General features: G+C 53.7%; 18 protein-coding genes and 1 pseudogene. 6 read left to right on the forward strand and 13 right to left on the reverse strand.

Annotated elements, in window-relative coordinates; translation table 11 throughout:
- From nirB to CYJ07_RS18820, 3 genes are all read left to right on the forward strand, one after another.
- Positions 1 to 1454, forward strand: a 1454-nt coding sequence (gene nirB / locus CYJ07_RS18810) for a nitrite reductase large subunit NirB (RefSeq protein ID WP_197038431.1), incomplete at its 5' end; no start/stop codon positions are given.
- A gap of 83 nt (positions 1455 to 1537) precedes the next feature.
- A complete protein-coding gene (gene nirD / locus CYJ07_RS18815) occupies positions 1538 to 1909 on the forward strand; it encodes a nitrite reductase small subunit NirD (protein WP_104205237.1) in 372 nt (123 codons plus the stop codon).
- Positions 1910 to 2130: 221 nt separating this feature from the next.
- Entirely contained in the window at positions 2131 to 4011 is a 1881-nt protein-coding gene (locus CYJ07_RS18820; protein WP_104205238.1) for a monovalent cation:proton antiporter-2 (CPA2) family protein, read from the forward strand.
- Positions 4012 to 4065: 54 nt separating this feature from the next.
- Here CYJ07_RS18820 and CYJ07_RS18825 read toward each other — a convergent pair whose 3' ends face one another.
- From CYJ07_RS18825 to CYJ07_RS20930, 7 genes and pseudogenes are all read right to left on the reverse strand, one after another.
- Positions 4066 to 4551 carry a VOC family protein gene (locus CYJ07_RS18825; RefSeq protein ID WP_104205239.1) on the reverse strand — a complete coding sequence of 162 codons (486 nt, stop codon included), beginning with the start codon at positions 4549 to 4551 and terminating at the stop codon, positions 4066 to 4068.
- 85 nt (positions 4552 to 4636) lie between these two features.
- Complete coding sequence (locus CYJ07_RS20920) at positions 4637 to 5143, reverse strand: AAC(3) family N-acetyltransferase (RefSeq protein ID WP_104205240.1); 507 nt, start codon at positions 5141 to 5143, stop codon at positions 4637 to 4639.
- Entirely contained in the window at positions 5029 to 5448 is a 420-nt protein-coding gene (locus CYJ07_RS20925) for an AAC(3) family N-acetyltransferase (RefSeq protein ID WP_104205241.1), read from the reverse strand. The genes CYJ07_RS20920 and CYJ07_RS20925 overlap by 115 nt, the downstream gene beginning before the upstream one ends.
- An 18-nt stretch (positions 5449 to 5466) precedes the next feature.
- Positions 5467 to 7479: a DUF3732 domain-containing protein gene (locus tag CYJ07_RS18840; RefSeq protein ID WP_104205242.1), complete on the reverse strand. Its 2013-nt coding sequence runs from the start codon at positions 7477 to 7479 to the stop codon at positions 5467 to 5469.
- Positions 7476 to 7928 (reverse strand): three component ABC system middle component, encoded by a 453-nt coding sequence (locus tag CYJ07_RS18845; RefSeq protein ID WP_104205243.1) that lies wholly within the window; start codon positions 7926 to 7928, stop codon positions 7476 to 7478. Before CYJ07_RS18845 ends, CYJ07_RS18840 begins: the two co-directional genes overlap by 4 nt.
- Positions 7925 to 9061, reverse strand: a complete 1137-nt coding sequence (locus CYJ07_RS18850) for an adenylate cyclase (protein WP_104205244.1) — start codon at positions 9059 to 9061, stop codon at positions 7925 to 7927. Before CYJ07_RS18850 ends, CYJ07_RS18845 begins: the two co-directional genes overlap by 4 nt.
- 161 nt (positions 9062 to 9222) lie before the next feature.
- Positions 9223 to 10217, reverse strand: a pseudogene (locus CYJ07_RS20930) (DUF4917 family protein).
- Between the two features lie 202 nt (positions 10218 to 10419).
- Between CYJ07_RS20930 and CYJ07_RS20380 the strand changes: the two are divergent.
- The 3 genes from CYJ07_RS20380 (at position 10420) to CYJ07_RS20860 (ending at position 11483) form a co-directional block, all read left to right on the forward strand.
- Positions 10420 to 10767 (forward strand): site-specific integrase, encoded by a 348-nt coding sequence (locus tag CYJ07_RS20380; RefSeq protein WP_156085526.1) that lies wholly within the window; start codon positions 10420 to 10422, stop codon positions 10765 to 10767.
- Positions 10767 to 11090, forward strand: coding sequence for a tyrosine-type recombinase/integrase (locus tag CYJ07_RS20855; RefSeq protein ID WP_156085527.1), 324 nt, complete (start codon positions 10767 to 10769; stop codon positions 11088 to 11090). The genes CYJ07_RS20380 and CYJ07_RS20855 overlap by 1 nt, the downstream gene beginning before the upstream one ends.
- Positions 11091 to 11189: 99 nt before the next feature.
- Complete coding sequence (locus CYJ07_RS20860; RefSeq protein WP_331280943.1) at positions 11190 to 11483, forward strand: tyrosine-type recombinase/integrase; 294 nt, start codon at positions 11190 to 11192, stop codon at positions 11481 to 11483.
- 105 nt (positions 11484 to 11588) lie between these two features.
- Here CYJ07_RS20860 and CYJ07_RS18870 read toward each other — a convergent pair whose 3' ends face one another.
- From CYJ07_RS18870 to CYJ07_RS18895, 6 genes are all read right to left on the reverse strand, one after another.
- Positions 11589 to 12362, reverse strand: coding sequence for a nuclease-related domain-containing protein (locus CYJ07_RS18870; RefSeq protein ID WP_197038434.1), 774 nt, complete (start codon positions 12360 to 12362; stop codon positions 11589 to 11591).
- Positions 12363 to 12861: 499 nt separating this feature from the next.
- Positions 12862 to 13401: an MOSC domain-containing protein gene (locus CYJ07_RS18875; RefSeq protein ID WP_104205272.1), complete on the reverse strand. Its 540-nt coding sequence runs from the start codon at positions 13399 to 13401 to the stop codon at positions 12862 to 12864.
- Positions 13402 to 13555: 154 nt separating this feature from the next.
- Positions 13556 to 14041, reverse strand: a complete 486-nt coding sequence (locus CYJ07_RS18880) for a VOC family protein (RefSeq protein WP_104205246.1) — start codon at positions 14039 to 14041, stop codon at positions 13556 to 13558.
- Positions 14042 to 14073: 32 nt separating this feature from the next.
- Entirely contained in the window at positions 14074 to 14487 is a 414-nt protein-coding gene (locus CYJ07_RS18885; RefSeq protein WP_104205247.1) for an SRPBCC family protein, read from the reverse strand.
- An 82-nt stretch (positions 14488 to 14569) separates the two neighbouring features.
- Entirely contained in the window at positions 14570 to 15028 is a 459-nt protein-coding gene (locus CYJ07_RS18890) for a GNAT family N-acetyltransferase (RefSeq protein ID WP_104205248.1), read from the reverse strand.
- Positions 15029 to 15123: 95 nt separating this feature from the next.
- Entirely contained in the window at positions 15124 to 15744 is a 621-nt protein-coding gene (locus tag CYJ07_RS18895; protein ID WP_104205249.1) for a class I SAM-dependent methyltransferase, read from the reverse strand.
- Between the last annotated feature and the right edge of the window lie 513 nt (positions 15745 to 16257).

The following is a 16257-nucleotide window of genomic DNA, read 5'->3' on the forward strand; positions in this document are numbered from 1 at the left end:
TCCTCGATCCCATCAAGCAGCAGTACCGCAAGCTGGTGGTCTCCAGCGACGGCAAGCGCGTGGTGGGCGCCATGCTGGTGGGCGACAACAGCTACTACGACACCCTGCACCAGTACTACGCCAACCGCATCGACCTGCCCGAGGACCCGGCCGCGCTGATCCTGCCCGCCGGTGGCGAAGCCGCCCCCGCGCTGGGGCCGGACGCCCTGCCGGAAACCGCCACCATCTGCTCGTGCCACAACGTCACTAAAGGCGACGTGTGCGCCTCGATCGACGCCGGCGCCGTGGACCTCGGCGCGGTGAAAGGCGCCACCAAGGCCAGCACCGGCTGCGGCGGTTGCGCCGCCCTACTCAAGAACCTGGTGGACTTTGAGCTCGAGAGCCGTGGCGTGGAGGTCGACAAGTCGATCTGCGAGCACTTCCACTACACCCGCCAGGAGCTCTACGACATCGTGCGGGTGGAGGGCATCAAGACCTTCAGCGAGCTGATGGAGAAGCATGGATCGGGATTGGGTTGCGACATCTGCAAGCCGGCGGTGGCCTCGATCCTCGCCTCCTGCTTCAACGAGCCGATCACCGACGCGGCCCACATCCCGCTGCAGGACACCAACGACACCTTCATGGCCAACATGCAGAAGAACGGCACCTACTCCGTCGTTCCCCGCGTGCCGGGCGGCGAGATCACCCCCGACAAGCTGGTGGTGCTGGGCCAGGTGGCGCAGAAGTACCAGCTCTACACCAAGGTGACCGGCGGCCAACGCATCGACCTGTTCGGCGCCCGCCTGGAAGACCTGCCAGCGATCTGGGGCGAACTGATCGAAGCCGGTTTCGAGACCGGCCACGCCTACGGCAAATCGCTGCGTACGGTGAAGTCCTGCGTGGGCAGCACCTGGTGCCGCTACGGCGTGCAGGACAGCGTGGGCATGGCGATCCAGCTGGAGCACCGCTACAAGGGCCTGCGCGCCCCGCATAAGATCAAGTTCGGCGTTTCCGGCTGCACTCGCGAGTGCGCCGAGGCCCAGAGCAAGGACATCGGCGTGATCGCCACCGAGAACGGATGGAACTTATATGTCTGCGGCAACGGCGGCATGCGCCCGCGCCACGCCGAACTGTTCGCCACCGACCTCGACGACGAACAGCTCTATCGCATCATCGACCGCTTCCTGATGTTCTACATCCGCACCGCCGACCGCCTGCAGCGCACCTCGGTGTGGCGCGAGAACCTGGAAGGCGGCCTGGACTACCTCAAGCAGGTGATCCTCGAGGACAGCCTCGGCATCGGCGAAGAACTCGACCGGCAGATGCAGGCCGTAATCGACACCTACGAGTGCGAATGGGCCAACGCCATCAGCGACCCGGAGAAGCTCAAGCGCTTCCGCAGCTTCGTCAACGACGCGCGCCCCGATCCGGACATCATCTACACCACCGAGCGCGGGCAATTAAGGCCTGCGTGATGGAAATCGCTGCGCGTGCGAATCGCATTGTTGCGCGATACCCGCTCGCCGATTTCCCGAAACGTATCTGGAGATTAAAAGAAATGAGTTCAGCAATTGCGGCCAAGACCATGACCCAGACCTGGCAAACCCTCTGCACCCGCGCCGATCTGGTGCCCTACTCCGGCGTCGCCGCCTGGGTGGAAACCCCGGAAGGCCCGGCCCAAGTGGCAGTCTTCTACCTGCCCGGCCAGGCGCAGGAACTCTACGCCCTGGACCACCACGACCCCTTCTCCAACGCCAACGTCATCGCCCGCGGCATCGTCGGCGATCTCAAGGGCCAGCTCGTGGTCGCCTCGCCGATCTACAAGCAGCACTTCCGCCTGGAAGACGGCCAGTGCCTGGAAGACGACAGCGTAGTGCTACGCACCTGGAAGATGAGCTTCAAGGGCGATGAGGTGTGGATCGAGGCCTGAGGTTTCCGCCATTGGAAAAGAAAAAGCCGCCGACGCTGGGGAAGCGTCGGCGGCTTTTGCTCATGTCAGTGGCGGACCCACGCCAGGGAGAATTGTTAGCGGAGCCAAACCAGGGGGAGGGTCACCCCGTTTTCGGAACCGGAAGCGGAAAACAGCCGTAGGGCTAAGGTTGGATGAACGAATATCTTATATTCGGCCCACGGACATGATTGACTACTCTGATGACAGACTACTTTGTTCAGGCGTTTATTTACCTGGTGGCGGCGGTGATCGCGGTGCCACTGGCCAAGCGGTTCGGGCTGGGGTCGGTACTCGGTTACCTGGTGGCCGGTGTGGTCATAGGGCCAGTGACCGGACTGGTGGGCCAGGAGACCACCACCGTTCAGCATTTTGCCGAGTTCGGCGTGGTAATGATGCTGTTCCTGGTGGGGATGGAGCTTGACCCCAAATCCCTCTGGGCCATGCGGGTCCGCCTGCTCGGTCTCGGCGGCCTGCAGGTCACACTGACCGCAGCCGCCGCCACCGGTTTTGCCTGGTCCCTGGGCCTCCCCTGGCAAACAGCCGTGGCGGTGGGGTTTCTCTTCTCCCTCTCCTCAACCGCGATCGTCCTGCAAACATTGAACGAAAAGGGTCTGGTCAAGACCGAAGGCGGCCGAAGTGCCTTCTCAGTGCTGCTGTTCCAGGACATCGCGGTGATTCCCATGCTGGCCATCATCCCGCTGCTGGCCGTGCCGGGAATTTCCGGCACCGACGCAGAACATGGACACAGCAGCCTCAGCCTGGTTGAGAACCTGCCGGGCTGGGCGCATGGGCTAGTGGTTGTCGGTGTGATCGTGCTGGTGATTGTCTGCGGCCATTACCTGAGCCGGCCGCTGTTCCGCTACGTGGTGCAGTCCGGCATGCGGGAGGTGTTCACCGCCACGTCCCTGATGCTGATTATCGGCATCGCGGCACTGATGAGCCTGGTGAACCTGTCGCCGGCACTCGGCGCCTTCCTGGCCGGTGTGGTACTGGCCAACAGCGAATTCCGGCACGAGCTGGAAGCCAATATCGAACCGTTCAAGGGGCTGCTGCTGGGGCTGTTCTTCATTACCGTGGGCGCGGGGATCAATTTCGGGGTGCTGGCGGATGCCTGGGATACGGTCCTTCTTCTCGCCCTGGCGGTTATCGTGGGCAAGGCGCTGATTCTGGTTGGCCTGGCCTTCGCATTCGGCATCCGCGACAGCGAAGGCTGGCTGTTCACCCTCGGGCTGGCCCAGGCCGGTGAGTTCGGGTTTGTCCTGCTGACCTACAGCACCCAGAGCCGGGTGATTCCGGCGGACACCGCCCAGGTGCTGTCATTGGTAGTGGCCCTGTCCATGTTCCTGACGCCGCTGTTGTTCATTGTCTATGACCGGGTGGTGCTGCCGCGCTATCAAAAGGCAACCAATGAAGAAGCGGAGCCGGATCAGATAGAAGAGCGGGCCCCGGTGATCGTGGCTGGGGTCGGCCGCTTCGGGCAGATCGTCTGTCGTTTGCTTCGAGCCAACAACATTCCCAGCGTCGCCCTGGACCATGCCCTGGATCAGATCGAAAATCTGCGCCGCATCCAACTGAAAAGCTACTTTGGCGACGCCACCCGCGTCGAACTGCTGGAAACCGCCGGCATTGCCGAGGCGCGCCTGCTGGTCGTCGCCATCGACGACCGCGACCGGGCCGTGAGCCTGGTGCGCCATGTCAAACAGCTTTACCCGGAGGTCTGGATACTGGCCCGCGCCTTCGACCGCGGCCATGGTTATGAATTGCGCGAAGCCGGTGCCGACGACGTGGTGAGCGAAACCTATTACTCCGCCCTGGAACTCGGTGGCGAGGCCCTCACCGCCCTGGGGGTCCACCCACAACGCGCCCGCCGGATGACCGACTCCTTTATTGCCAGTGAAAAAGCCCACGAAGACCAACTGTTCGACGCCTGGCGCAATATCGAAGAAGGCATCCACTTCAGCCCGCGCTACGGGGAGTTGTTCATGAAGCTCGAAGAGTCGTTGGGGCACGCCATGCGGGAGGACGCACGGCGAACCGTGGACGAAGCACCGGCTTGGACACCACCGAGAGACAATGACTGATCACCCCCCGACGCTGGGGTAGCGTCGGCGGCTTTGGCTAAGCCCTTTCTCATCTCAACCGCGAAAGGCAGCCTCGATCTTGGCGATGTCGATTTTCCTCATCGTCATCATGGCATCGAACGCCCGCTTGGCAGCGGCGCGGTCAGGGCTAGTGAACGCTTTCGTCAGCGCGATCGGCGTAATCTGCCAAGAGATGCCCCACTTGTCCTTGCACCACCCGCATTCGCTCTCCTCGCCGCCATTGCCGACGATGGCATTCCAGTAGCGATCCGTCTCCTCCTGGTCTTCGGTCGCCACCTGGAAGGAGAACGCCTCGCTGTGCTTGAACATAGGCCCGCCGTTCAGCCCGAGGCACGCCACGCCCAACACGGTGAACTCGACCGTCAACACGCTTCCCTCCTTGCCCGCTGGGTAATCCCCAGGGGCCCGGTGCACCGCATCGAGCGATGAGTCGGGGAAGGTCTCGGCATAAAATCGGGCGGCTTCCTCAGCGGCGCCATCGTACCAAAGGCAGATCGTATTCTTCGCCATGTGCTTCATGATCAGCTCCGTTCAGTGGGTGATTGCTGTGGGTGGCTATCTAGTGTCGAACGGAGCTGACCGAAATCGACAGTGGTGGTGTCCATCAGAACCTGGTTTCCAGCCACTCAACTGCAAACGTCACGAATGAAGCTGCTGGAAAGAGCTCAGCGGTGCAATGGCCGACACGCCCCGTGCGCACCTGGCCGCTTCGGAGAAAATCCCACCAGATCTGAGAGAAGTAGTCCCCTTCGTCCCAGTCAACAATGCCCTCCGAGTCGTCCAGGCTTTCGATCCACTGTTCCCCGCTATCGCAGCGGACGTAGCGCCGCCGCACACGGCGCTTGCCCGGGACCTTTGCCAAGTACTCTGCCCAATGAGTCAGGGTAACGGTGTCAGCGTCGGCGCCTAGCCTTAATACCGTTCCTATATCGGTAAATCTCGCCAACACAGATCCGGGGCCGTAGTAGTCGTGAAGTGGAACCGGTTCGAGCAGCTCTATCGCTCGGGCGCCGCACTCTCCGAAGCGAGCTGCTGCATGGTCGTTGACTCGGGTGGCAGTGCGGCGGCGGAACACTTCGGCAAGTACGCCATGCCCGCTTCCGCGGGAGATTCTTGCGCATCGAACGGGACGTCGGCATCTGCCCCAAGGACCATTAACAAGGTCCCCTCAGAACCCACTACTTCAAGCAGTGCGTCGAGAAGCGCATCCGCGCCACCCTCTACTGGCCCAACTTTCCGCAGGCCCGCATGCACCATGAGCGTCTCATTCGTCTGTACGCCAAGGCTTTTCAGTTCGTGGGTAAGGGTTGCTCGGGTGATCACGGCTGTTGTCCGCCTAACGCCGCGCTCTGCGGCAAATTTGGAGCAAAGCGGAAAATTTGTCCGACAGCAGCGCCTTGTTATAAGCAGCACCATCCCATTCTTAGCCTCTATTTATTCTTGAATAGGATGAATCAAGCCGCGCGTTCGCCACCTATTACCATTTACCAAAGACTCGAACAACACTCCATTGGACAGTTTCAAATTATCCGCATGGTCTGTCACGATAATTTGTGGGCTAAATCCGTTATCCAACTCAAGTTCATTACAGTAGATCGAAAGCCTGCTAAATAAATTTTCAACAGCTTTTATATCTTCATCGATGGGTCTTTCTATCTTTGTTCGCTGCTTTTCTTCCTGACTCTTTTGCTCATCAAAGCTCTCAGCAGTATCACGGTTAAAGTTGGGGAAATACACTTGCGTCGGCTGATCTAAAAACAGTATCGATGGAATGGCACATTCATCAGCGTGCTCAGCAAAATACTTATGCAATGCTAAAAACAACGTAATATGGCAGTATAGCCAATTTGCGCCGCTGCCCATTGACCTCAGAAAGATTTTCTCTTCTCCCTGCAAGTGATATAAATCAAATGTTTCAAAAGAGAAACGTAGATTAATAGGCAGATAGCTTTTTTCAAATTCAAAGTGCTTGCCAATCTCAGCCATATATTCATTTACTTTAGCCGATGCCTCTTCTAAGCCTTTTTGTACATTGTATGCTTTAAGGTCTTTACTAATGCCATTGAGTTGTTTTTTTGTGTCTTTAATATTCTTCTCAAGCTCCGCATCGTCAGCCATATTAAGGGTATCAAGAAGCGCAAACAGTTTTGCCTTCTGCATAACAATGCTTTCATACAGGCTCTTTTGTTCTGTTAGGTGCTTCTCTGTTTTTTCAATCTCTGCTATTTGCTGGTTTAGCTCTGTAAGTTCTTTACTTACAACCTCAACAGAACGCTTTACATCGACTAAAGACGACTCAAACCTTGCTTTCATCGGGCGAGCTTGAGCAAGATTTCCAGATACTTTAGTGATAGCTTGGTGAAGGTTTTCAGCGCTTTGGCGCAAACTGTCTTTTTCAGTATGACAAAAGGGGCAAACAGCAGCAGAGATACGCACATCCTTTGGTGATTTAAACTGCTTTACGTTATCAACGAACCGTTCTTCTTCCTGAATATGATTTTTAATCGACGAAGCTTGCCGCTGCAGCTTCCTTAACTCTGCCGCTTGTTGATTACGCGCCAGTTTCAACTGATCGTAGCGGCGTGTCATAGCATCAGAATTATAGTCAATTTTCTCAGAAACTATGATGCCATCGAGTTGCTCTTTAGCATCTTGAGGATGGCGAAGCACCTTATCCAGTGATAACGGGTCATCTTTAAACCCCATCAAGGCGTAGAGTTGGCTTAAAACTGGGCCCACTTTTTGTTTGTAACTTTCGGATGTACGTTTGTTAGTTTCCTTTTGGCGCTCTAAGCGTCGCATTTCTGCATTAAGTCGTTCTTGATCTTGTTTTAGATGAAAAAACTTTTGATCCACAAGCCCTAAAAAGATCTTAGTATGCTCAATAGCCTGGTCTCGCTTCTCTTTCTCGTCAAACCGATAAAATAATGCATGCTTATTGGCCACAAGATTTTGATGTTGAAGCATAAACGATGAAAAGCTACGGACAGAGGGTGTAGGTGCTTTCTGGTTAAATCTACGATTGGCTCTCGCTGCCAAAGATTCATCAACATCATCTATATCTAAGAAAAAGCCCCGTAAGTGCTTTTTAAATTCGTCCAATGGACGAAAATAGCTGGAATTGAAGTAGTCGCGGTCAATTTCTGAAGTGTTGAATGCCTCAACACGACGAAAAAAAGCTTTTGTCGCAATATCAGGATCACGAGCAATCACCATATCTTGCTCATTAACAGCAAGCGCCACATAGTAAATGGCGGCACTGTTGGTAATAACGCCTTTAGGGATGGTGTTTTCACCACTACCAAAGCAATAATCAAAAATTTCAATTAAGGCACTTTTACCTGTCGATGACTTACCGGTAACAACATTAAGTCCAGCCTTAAAATTAACAGGGTGCTTATTCCCTTTTTTATCAATCACACCAATTTCATGTATAAGTGTTTTCATCGTGGCTTCACTCCTAAAAACGCATATATCTCAACCACTGAGTGACCACTAAATAATCGACCTAATTTTTCTGCGCTTTTTTTATGGACAAAGACAGAATCAGCCCCATCACGTTTACCAAGGGATAGCTGTTGCTCATTAACCGATAGCCAGTCATTGATTAAGCAATATTGAATACATTGCTCTGTTAAGGCTTGAAACCCGTCAATTCGCTCTTGAAGATCATAAAGTTTTGCACGGTCGTCAAAAACTGTCCAAATTGAGCTTCGCTTGTTTGAGTTCAAGAGCTTATGACTGTAAACAGGGTGACTACACAGCGGGATTACCAACTGAGCTAGCAACAAGCTATTTTCAGAATCATCCAAATGTGTATAAAACGAGGCCAGATATGGACCATACTCAAACGGGTTGTACTTTAATTCGTATAGGGCGTCGACAATACTGCTCATGGCTCTACCTTCCACTTCAAATCTTGCTCGTCATCGTCCATAGCGTCGTGAATCAAGCCATTTCTAAAAACAGGATCTGGGTTTGGGTAACCTTCAATTCCGAATGGTGTTTCGCTGGTTACTTGGTCATATAAATCTTGCGCTAGCGCCACTGGGCTACCTGTTTTCCGGCAAGCGCTACGGTATTTTGCGGAAAATATTCTAATCCACCTTTCTCGATATTGGCCAACCGCTTCCCTGAATTGCGGGTAGCCATTCAATTCTTCGATTAACGCATTTCTTAACTCTAACCAGTTACCTGTTGCCTCGGGCAGCACATTCTCATACTCAATTTCAAGAATTTTTTGAGCGAATAGCTCGGTAATATATGCATCAATTTCGTCTTCAGTTGCATCTCTTGCGTCGAAATCTGGAATAGTAAATAACGTAGGCCCCCATTTTGCTGTTAGGGCTTCTCGCTTTTGGTCAAAAGCTGTCTTATCGATAACCCATCTTGCGTAATTTGCTTGCTCGTAGATAAAGCCAATTAAACCTTCAGCAAAAGCCTGTCTATTTGAATGCGGAATATAACCACTGAGCTTATTGAAGTAAGATTTTTTCAATTCATCTAAATCTTCCGATTCAACATGCAGTACAGTTTTTTCCAGTACAGCTATCAAATTTTCATCATCAGCGTTTAACATCACGGCTTTCTGAAGTTTTATGATTTCCGATGGTGGTTCTGCGTTAAGCTGCGTATCACTACGATCGGAAAAAATATCCTTAAGCACTGCCAAACGTTGCTCGGCTGTTTGTGTGTTCCATTCCTTTAGCCGGGTGGTTGCCCCAAAAGGCTGAGTTGTATGCAGCACTAGAACGCCATATTGAGTATGATCAAACTCTGGAGCCAACCAGTTTTTGAGTGTTTTCCAAAGATTCTCGTGGTGGTCGGTAAGCGGTGCGGCATAATCTTTCACTTCAGTTTGAGTCGATGCCAAAGCATCTGGCGAAATCAGACTAACGTCACCGTCTTTTTCAAACCAAACCGACTGGCCTTCGTCAAGCGAGAAGCATTTATCCAAGCCGATTAGCACCTGGTAATGAAAGGCTAAGGCAGTTGTTAGCGCGGCATTTTTGCTTTTTCCTCCGCTCATACCTTTCAGCTCCTTATATCCTTTTATGAAAACTCATGGGTGATAAAACCATCATAATTCGTTTCGACACATATTTGTACAATAGGCTCATCGACTTATAACGCCTTGGGTAAGCTGCCGGTACGGAGCGCAGCGCAGTGCCGGTCAGCTTCACCCACTTGTTACGCATTATTCCAACAGCCTGCACTCTCACTGTCGTAGAAGAAAATGTTACAGCCTTCGCCACAAACTTGTTTAACCAGTTCATTAATTCGGTTGCAGTACCCTTGGTCGTTATCGCGAACCGAAAACGCCAACTTTTGCGGCTTTGACCGAGCAATCTGATCTAAGATGTGGTGGTCTTGGTCGCCGGCTCCCCATCCATAAAAAACAACGGTGCTTGAGAAAGATGGCAGAACTTCTCTGTAGACTGTATTCAAGTAGAAACTAGTTTTGATGGATTTCTTTTTTTGATCCATTGTCCCTTCACTTACAAAAAGCGGCACATAGCTACCGGCCGCCCATTTCTCTAATATGCTCTCCAACAAGCCATTCCCAGCAGACGCGATTTTCCTCTCGTTCTCTAGCTTGTCCCTCGCCAGGATTAAGTTTCCGTGGGGATAGAAAACTAGTGAGCTATCTTTATCGTCCCCAAACGGCTCTCTGAATCTACTCCAGTCATCATCAAAGCTTCGGCCAGGGAACAGTCCTTAAAGCGGTGTCGGTTTTTTAACTCATTGCCGTGCATCATCGCCCAATAAACGATTAGGTCATAATTTAACGAAACGACAGTTTTAAACCCTTTCATAAACTTGGCTACAGTTGGAAAATGATCTTCCACTTCTCCGTACTCAGGATGAATATCTCGCACTGCATCAATCAGACAATCTCGAACATGGCGGTAGGCTTGCTCCGTCTTATCATCTTCTATATCAAGCGCTGCGTTGACATTCGTTGATTGCCAAACGATTCTCAAAACCAATTCGAAATCATCGGTGCGAAAAAAATCAAAGAGACTTCGTACATCCTTGGTGAAAAGACCATTTTCGATTGCGTGCTCCTTTAAAGACCGATATCTGAATCGATCATCGACCGCAATACTTGCACCGTTTCCCAGCAAAAGGTTATCGGTGAACTGATCAGCAATTTCTGACCAAGGCTGGATCTCAAACGACAAACCATGAACTCCTTGCTTTTATGCGTAACAGTGATTGGACTGCGCGTTCAACAATATTATCTGGCGCACTTCCTTTCTCCTAACGCATTGATTTTCTTCAACCTAAGTATAGCTAGGCCACCTATGCAGAATTCGCGCGCTTGCGCGTTTTGCCAGAACCAATAACACTGTATGCATATCCATATAATGAGGGAGCTGCTCTATGGATACACACATCAGACCGCCGAAGCTGATGGACCGGGTGAAGGCTACCATGCGAGTGAAGCGCTACAGCCCGCGTACCGAGAAAACCTACTGCTATTGGATACGCTACTTCATTCGCTTCCATGGCGTGCGCCACCCTGCCAGCATGGGTGGTTCCGAGGTGCGTGCCTTTCTGGAGCACCTTGCGGTGGAACGCCAAGTGGCAGCTGCCACTCAGAACCAGGCTCTGAATGCTATCGTCTTCCTCTATCGCCATGTTCTTGAGCAGCCCTTGGAGAGATCGGTGAATTCTCACGCGCCAAGCGCCCACGGCGGTTGCCAGTGGTGCTATCCCACGAGGAAGTGATGCGCGTACTGGGCCATCTTTGTGGCGCCATGTATCTGATGGGGACTTTGATGTACGGCTCAGGGCTGCGGCTTATCGAAGCCTGTCGCCTACGTGTTCGAGATATCGATTTCGAGCGCCAGGTTGTAACAGTGAGAGCTGGCAAGGGCGACAAGGACAGAACCACTTTGCTGCCTGCGGCCTGTATTCCTGCCTTGCAGCATCAAATCTCCACAGCCAAACAGCAACTTGACTATCGCCTGCATCATGGCCGCGTACCGGTGACGCTACCTCACAAGCTGGATCGCAAGTATCCAAATGCGGGCATCTCGTTGGCTTGGTAGTGGCTTTTTCCTGCCACCCGGCCCTGCTGCGATATGGATGGCAAGGTGGTTCTCCACCATATTCACCCATCGGCAGTGCAAAGAGCCGTCAGACACGCCATGCGAGCCGCATCGCTACCACGCCCCGGCTCCTGCCATACTCTGCGGCATAGCTTTGCCACTCAGTTGCTGAGCCAGGGAACCGATATCCGCACCGTTCAGGAATTGCTGGGGCACAAGAGCGTGGAAAACCACTCAGATCTATACGCATGTACTGGGCAAGGGCTTTGCCGGCGTGCGCAGCCCTCTGGGATAAGAGATACCGAGTCATTCAACCACGCTACCGCCAGGGGATGCTGCTCACCAGCCCCCGCCCTGGCGGTTATAGGCCGCCGTCATGCTTTCATCGGATGACATTGGAATCCGATTTGAGCCATTTATTTACTTTGGCTTGCTATATGAGTCATCGGCTTGCGTAGCCGAATCTTGAGCAACAACCGCACGATGCAGTTACTCATCCTACGCCACATCCTGCACCTCCCGGCACTGGGGATAGGCCGAGCATCCCCAGAATCGGTTGCCGGCGTTTGCGCCTCTTTTGGATGTGCGCAGCACCATGAAGCTTCCGCACTTCGAGCAGGTTCGGTCGGAGCTGGATTCGAAGCGGGCCTTAAGCTGCTTGACGTGCTGACGGTGCGTTTCCCGGTTGGGTGCAAGCCGGCCGGTTTCGATTCTTTCCAGCGCTTCCCGGACCTGAAAATCGTTCAATACGGGCTCGCGGAACGACTTAATGTAGCGCACATAGCCGCCACCGATGGTGACGTTGTCCGGCATCTTGGTCTTGAACACGGCACTGCCCGAGAAGACCACCACTGAGTGGATGGCTTCCATGGGCACGTCTAGCAGGGCTTCCAGCGCTTTCACGTGCTTGTAGTTCTGGCGCAGCGGGTTCTGGAATTTGAAGGTCTTGCGGTAGAGCTTCTGGGTCCACTGCGCCTGCTTCTCGCTGCCGAAGATCCAGCCCGTCATGTGCTTGGTCTCGATGACGAAGATGCCGTAGCGGGAGACCAGGATATGATCGATCTGGGTGGTGCCGTCGGGCGAGGCAAGCGTGACGTTGTGAATGCCACGGTACTCATCCGCGGGCAGCCGCACCCAGGCGATCAGCTTGACGAAGGCTTCGCCGAACAGGCCCTTGACCCAGCGAGACTTGAGGATGCCGAGCGCCAGCGCGACGAGGAGGAGCCACCACAGCGGGCGTACGGCTTCAAATATGGTCGAAGAATAATCCAAGACTACATCTCGCTCAGAAGATCCGGCTAACGCTCTTTGCTTCATCCCGCTTAGTCCAACGCTAACGTTTTTGTGTGTGTAAATCTACGTAACTATACTAAATTTTGACTTTGGCCATGTCTGTGTGGAAAAAAGCTTACGTTATGTCAGCGATATCTTACGCGAAGCGGGCTAAGAGGCAGTGCTCCAAAACGGCCGGTGCCTGGAAAACGAATCACAACGCTGCGCACCTGAAGGTGGGCTTCAAGGACGATGAGGTGTGGATCGAGGCGTGAGGGGTACTGGCGAGGGATGAGGAAGCGGCCGGTGCTTTGTGGCCCGGCGGTTTCTCATGTAGGTGGCGGACCTAAGCCAGGGGGGAGGACAACTGTACAGATGGGGCGAAGAAATGATTCGACGACAGCTATCGCGAAACGTTTTAGTTCAATACCGCACTCTGCAGCGATTTGGAGGCGCAGAATGAGTCGGAAAAATCGTCCGCAGCAGTGCTTCGTTAGCCCTATACAGGCAGAAGCGGACGATGCGGCTCTTTAGGGTACTGGATCTTAACCTGATCGCCCGGCCGGACAACACCACTGCTAATCACGATGCACATTATGCCAGCACGCCGCACTAAGTTTCCCTCTTCGTCTCGACCAAGGACTGCAGCCGTGAGACCCTGCTGATAATTGTCCAGTTGAGCGCAGGGATTGCGTAGCCCCGTTACTTCAAGTTTTGCCTCATTTCCCATAGAGAGAATAGTGCCGGTCGGCAAGGACAGCACGTCAATGCCAGACGTTGTGATGTTTTCTCCCATCGTGGCTGGCCCGACCCTGAAACCGGCCTCTTGCAGCTCTTCGATTAGTTCAAGATGGATGATATGGATCTGCCTGAGGTTTGGCTGGCTTGGGTCCTTCTTTACTCTAGACCGATGCTTCACCGTTTTACCTTTGTGAGCATCCCCATCAACACCTTCACCTTCTATGAGCATGATTTTGTCAACAGGCTCCTTCGAGAAATGATGGCATGATGATCTGCTTACCGATACAACTTTAGCCATAGCTAGGGCCCTCCCGGCTAACGCTGTGAACAATGCGAGCGACTCAGGAGCGAGTCCGGCGAAGGCCGCTGATTGGATGTCTTTTGCCGGGCCCGAGGCGGAATGAAGGCGGACGAAGCGCCATCGCTGCATGTTGTTGCTCGACCCCTGGCTTCTAACCACGAACAGCCGTTTCGATCGCGGCGACGTCTATTTTTTTCATCGTCATCATGGCATCAAACGCCCGCTTGGCGGCGGAACGGTCGGAGCTGGTATACGCCTTGGTCAACGCGATTGGCGTAATTTGCCAAGAGATGCCCCACTTATCTTTGCACCAACCGCACTCGCTTTCCTGGCCGCCGTTACCGACGATCGCATCCCAATACCGATCAGTCTCGGCCTGGTCTTCCGTGGCGACTTGAAAAGAGAACGCTTCATTGTGCTTGAACGCGGGCCCACCGTTCAGCCCCAAGCAGGGAATACCCATCACTGTAAACTCGACCGTCAATACGTCCCCTTGCTTGCCCGACGGGTAATCGCCCGGTGCGCGATGCACCGCTCCAACGGACGAATCGGGAAAGGTCTTGGCGTAAAAACGCGCCGCCTCTTCTGCGTCGTCATCGTACCAAAGGCAAATCGTGTTCTTTGCTTTTTTCATCATGTCACTTCTCCATCTCGCCTGCGGATAGCGAATCACGAATCCATCCAAGAACGACCTTCGAGAACTTCTTTTAGCGTTCTCAAGTCCTTCTCAACCGCTCCCGCATCTTCTGCGAATTGCTCCTCAGGCATGCCGGGTTGCCGCACTAGGGTAAATATGAATTCGCTTCCATTCCCGTTGGACACAACACGCATGGGATTGTGAACGACCACACCTGAATCAAGTTCAACATCATGATCCATGACACCAAACGTATTTTTTTCCGCAAATCTAATCTTTACTTTTCCAAATGGGGCTTCAGCCACCCACAAACCTCCTTCTCTCTTAACCGCGGAACTGGCTAACCCCGCTGCCCAGCGTGGCAGGTTTTCGGGATTGGAAGCGAATTCATAAACGTCGCTTGGGACGCAATCGATATAGATGCTTAAATGTTTCACCTCGTGCATCGGTAAAGTTTCCCTTTCTGTGATGAGAGCTGGATAGCCTGCCAGTCGTCAAAATGATTTTTCAGTATAAATTGACTATCACTTATATTTGCTTTCGGAAGAACACACGGTTGAAGCCTGCTTCGCGCCTACGGCCGACCTCGACGTACCCCATCTTCAGGTACATGGCTAAATTTTCCGTCATTGCTTCATTCGTATAGAGCTCAACGGCCTCATACCCGGCCTCACTGGAGGTGCGTTCAACGTGCTCGATCAAGCGCTTCCCAATACCACGACCGCTGTACTCCGGCAGTACTGCAACGTTCTCAAGATGAATGTAGTCGCCCTCGGGATAGAACACCACGTAGCCAGCGATCCGCGACTCGCAGATTGCTACATCTATCCGACCACTTTCGATCTGGCTTGCGAAGTCGGCATGCATCGGAGCAGGTTCTCTGCCAATACGCATGACGTACTTGGCATAGGCCTTGTATGCACAGGACCGAATAGCGGCCAAGTCGGTCTCGAGCGCGGTGCGAATATGGGCCTCGAGGGTTTTCATGGGCGTACGCTCACTTTTCACAGCAACTCGTGGAAGTAGCGCTTGATGTCCTCTTCGCCAGACACGAGGTCTGCATCAGAATAGCCCCCTCGCGGTCAAGCGCTCTTCCTGGAAACGATGAATACTGTCGCTTTTCCAGGTTGCCACTCCCGCTCAATGGAGAAGCCCGCCCCGATCAGCTTATCGACCAGGGCCTGCTTGCCGAAGCGATTCACATAGGGAGCGAGCCCCAGCATCTGCATCGGCGGAATCACTAGGCGCAACAGCAAGTTGATATCGCCGATCAGGACGGTGCTGGAAACGAACACGCCACCTGGCTTAAGCAAGCCTTGCACCCTGGCCAACGTCGCGTCCAGATCTTCGAGCAGGTGCAGGATATTGAGCCCCAGGACGGCATCGAAACTCGCCTCCGCCAGCTCCACCTCTTCCAAGGTGCCTCGTCGGAAGGAGATGTTCTCGATGGCGGCATCCCGTGCCTTCTGCTCGGCGATCTCCAGCATCTTGTCGGAGATATCGATAGCGACCATCTCCCTGACATGGGGGGCATGGAGGATTGCGGTACTCCCCGTACCGCAGCCGAACTCCAGCACGCTGCTATCCGGCCGCAGGTACTCCTGGGTGATGGCCAGCTTCTTCTGGTACGCGCTCTCGTTGCGAATGGGGCTCTTGGCATAGCGCTCAGCACTCTTGTTCCAGAACGCTCTGGCGTTTTTCATCGATTCCATCCTAGGTCAGCGAATCCGGAAACAGGAGAGCATCGGTCCATCACGAGACGACTTGTCCAGCATGATGCGCTGGAAAGCACTCCCGTCGCACCGGTTCGGGGAGCCCGAGTGCACGCGCCGCTGGTAAAAGCGTTCCATCCACAAACCTGTCGTAACGACTGCCATGCGCTGCCCCGTTGAATTTAGCCTTCGATAGTTGTTAGCGCTTACGTGCGAAGTCTGTTGGAATCGGTAGCCAGTGACGTGCAGCACGATGAAGAGCAGGAATACCCAGCGCGGTGTGTTTCTTATTATCTCGATCAACATGGCCGATTCCCTGGCGTCGATTTCGCCTCAGCATAGCGAAGCGAGCCCAACCCCTCCAGTCAGTGCTTACTAACCTGCCGCGGGCTGGATAGCGCCGCTTGGCTCAGGCTCGGAACACGAGAGGCCACCTGAGCGTCATGATCGCAGCCCAAAACAGTAACCAGCCAATATTACCAAGCCGTGCTGCCCGATTAACAA

Origin of the sequence: Billgrantia saliphila (genome assembly GCF_002930105.1) — a bacterium.
GTDB lineage: Bacteria > Pseudomonadota > Gammaproteobacteria > Pseudomonadales > Halomonadaceae > Halomonas > Halomonas saliphila.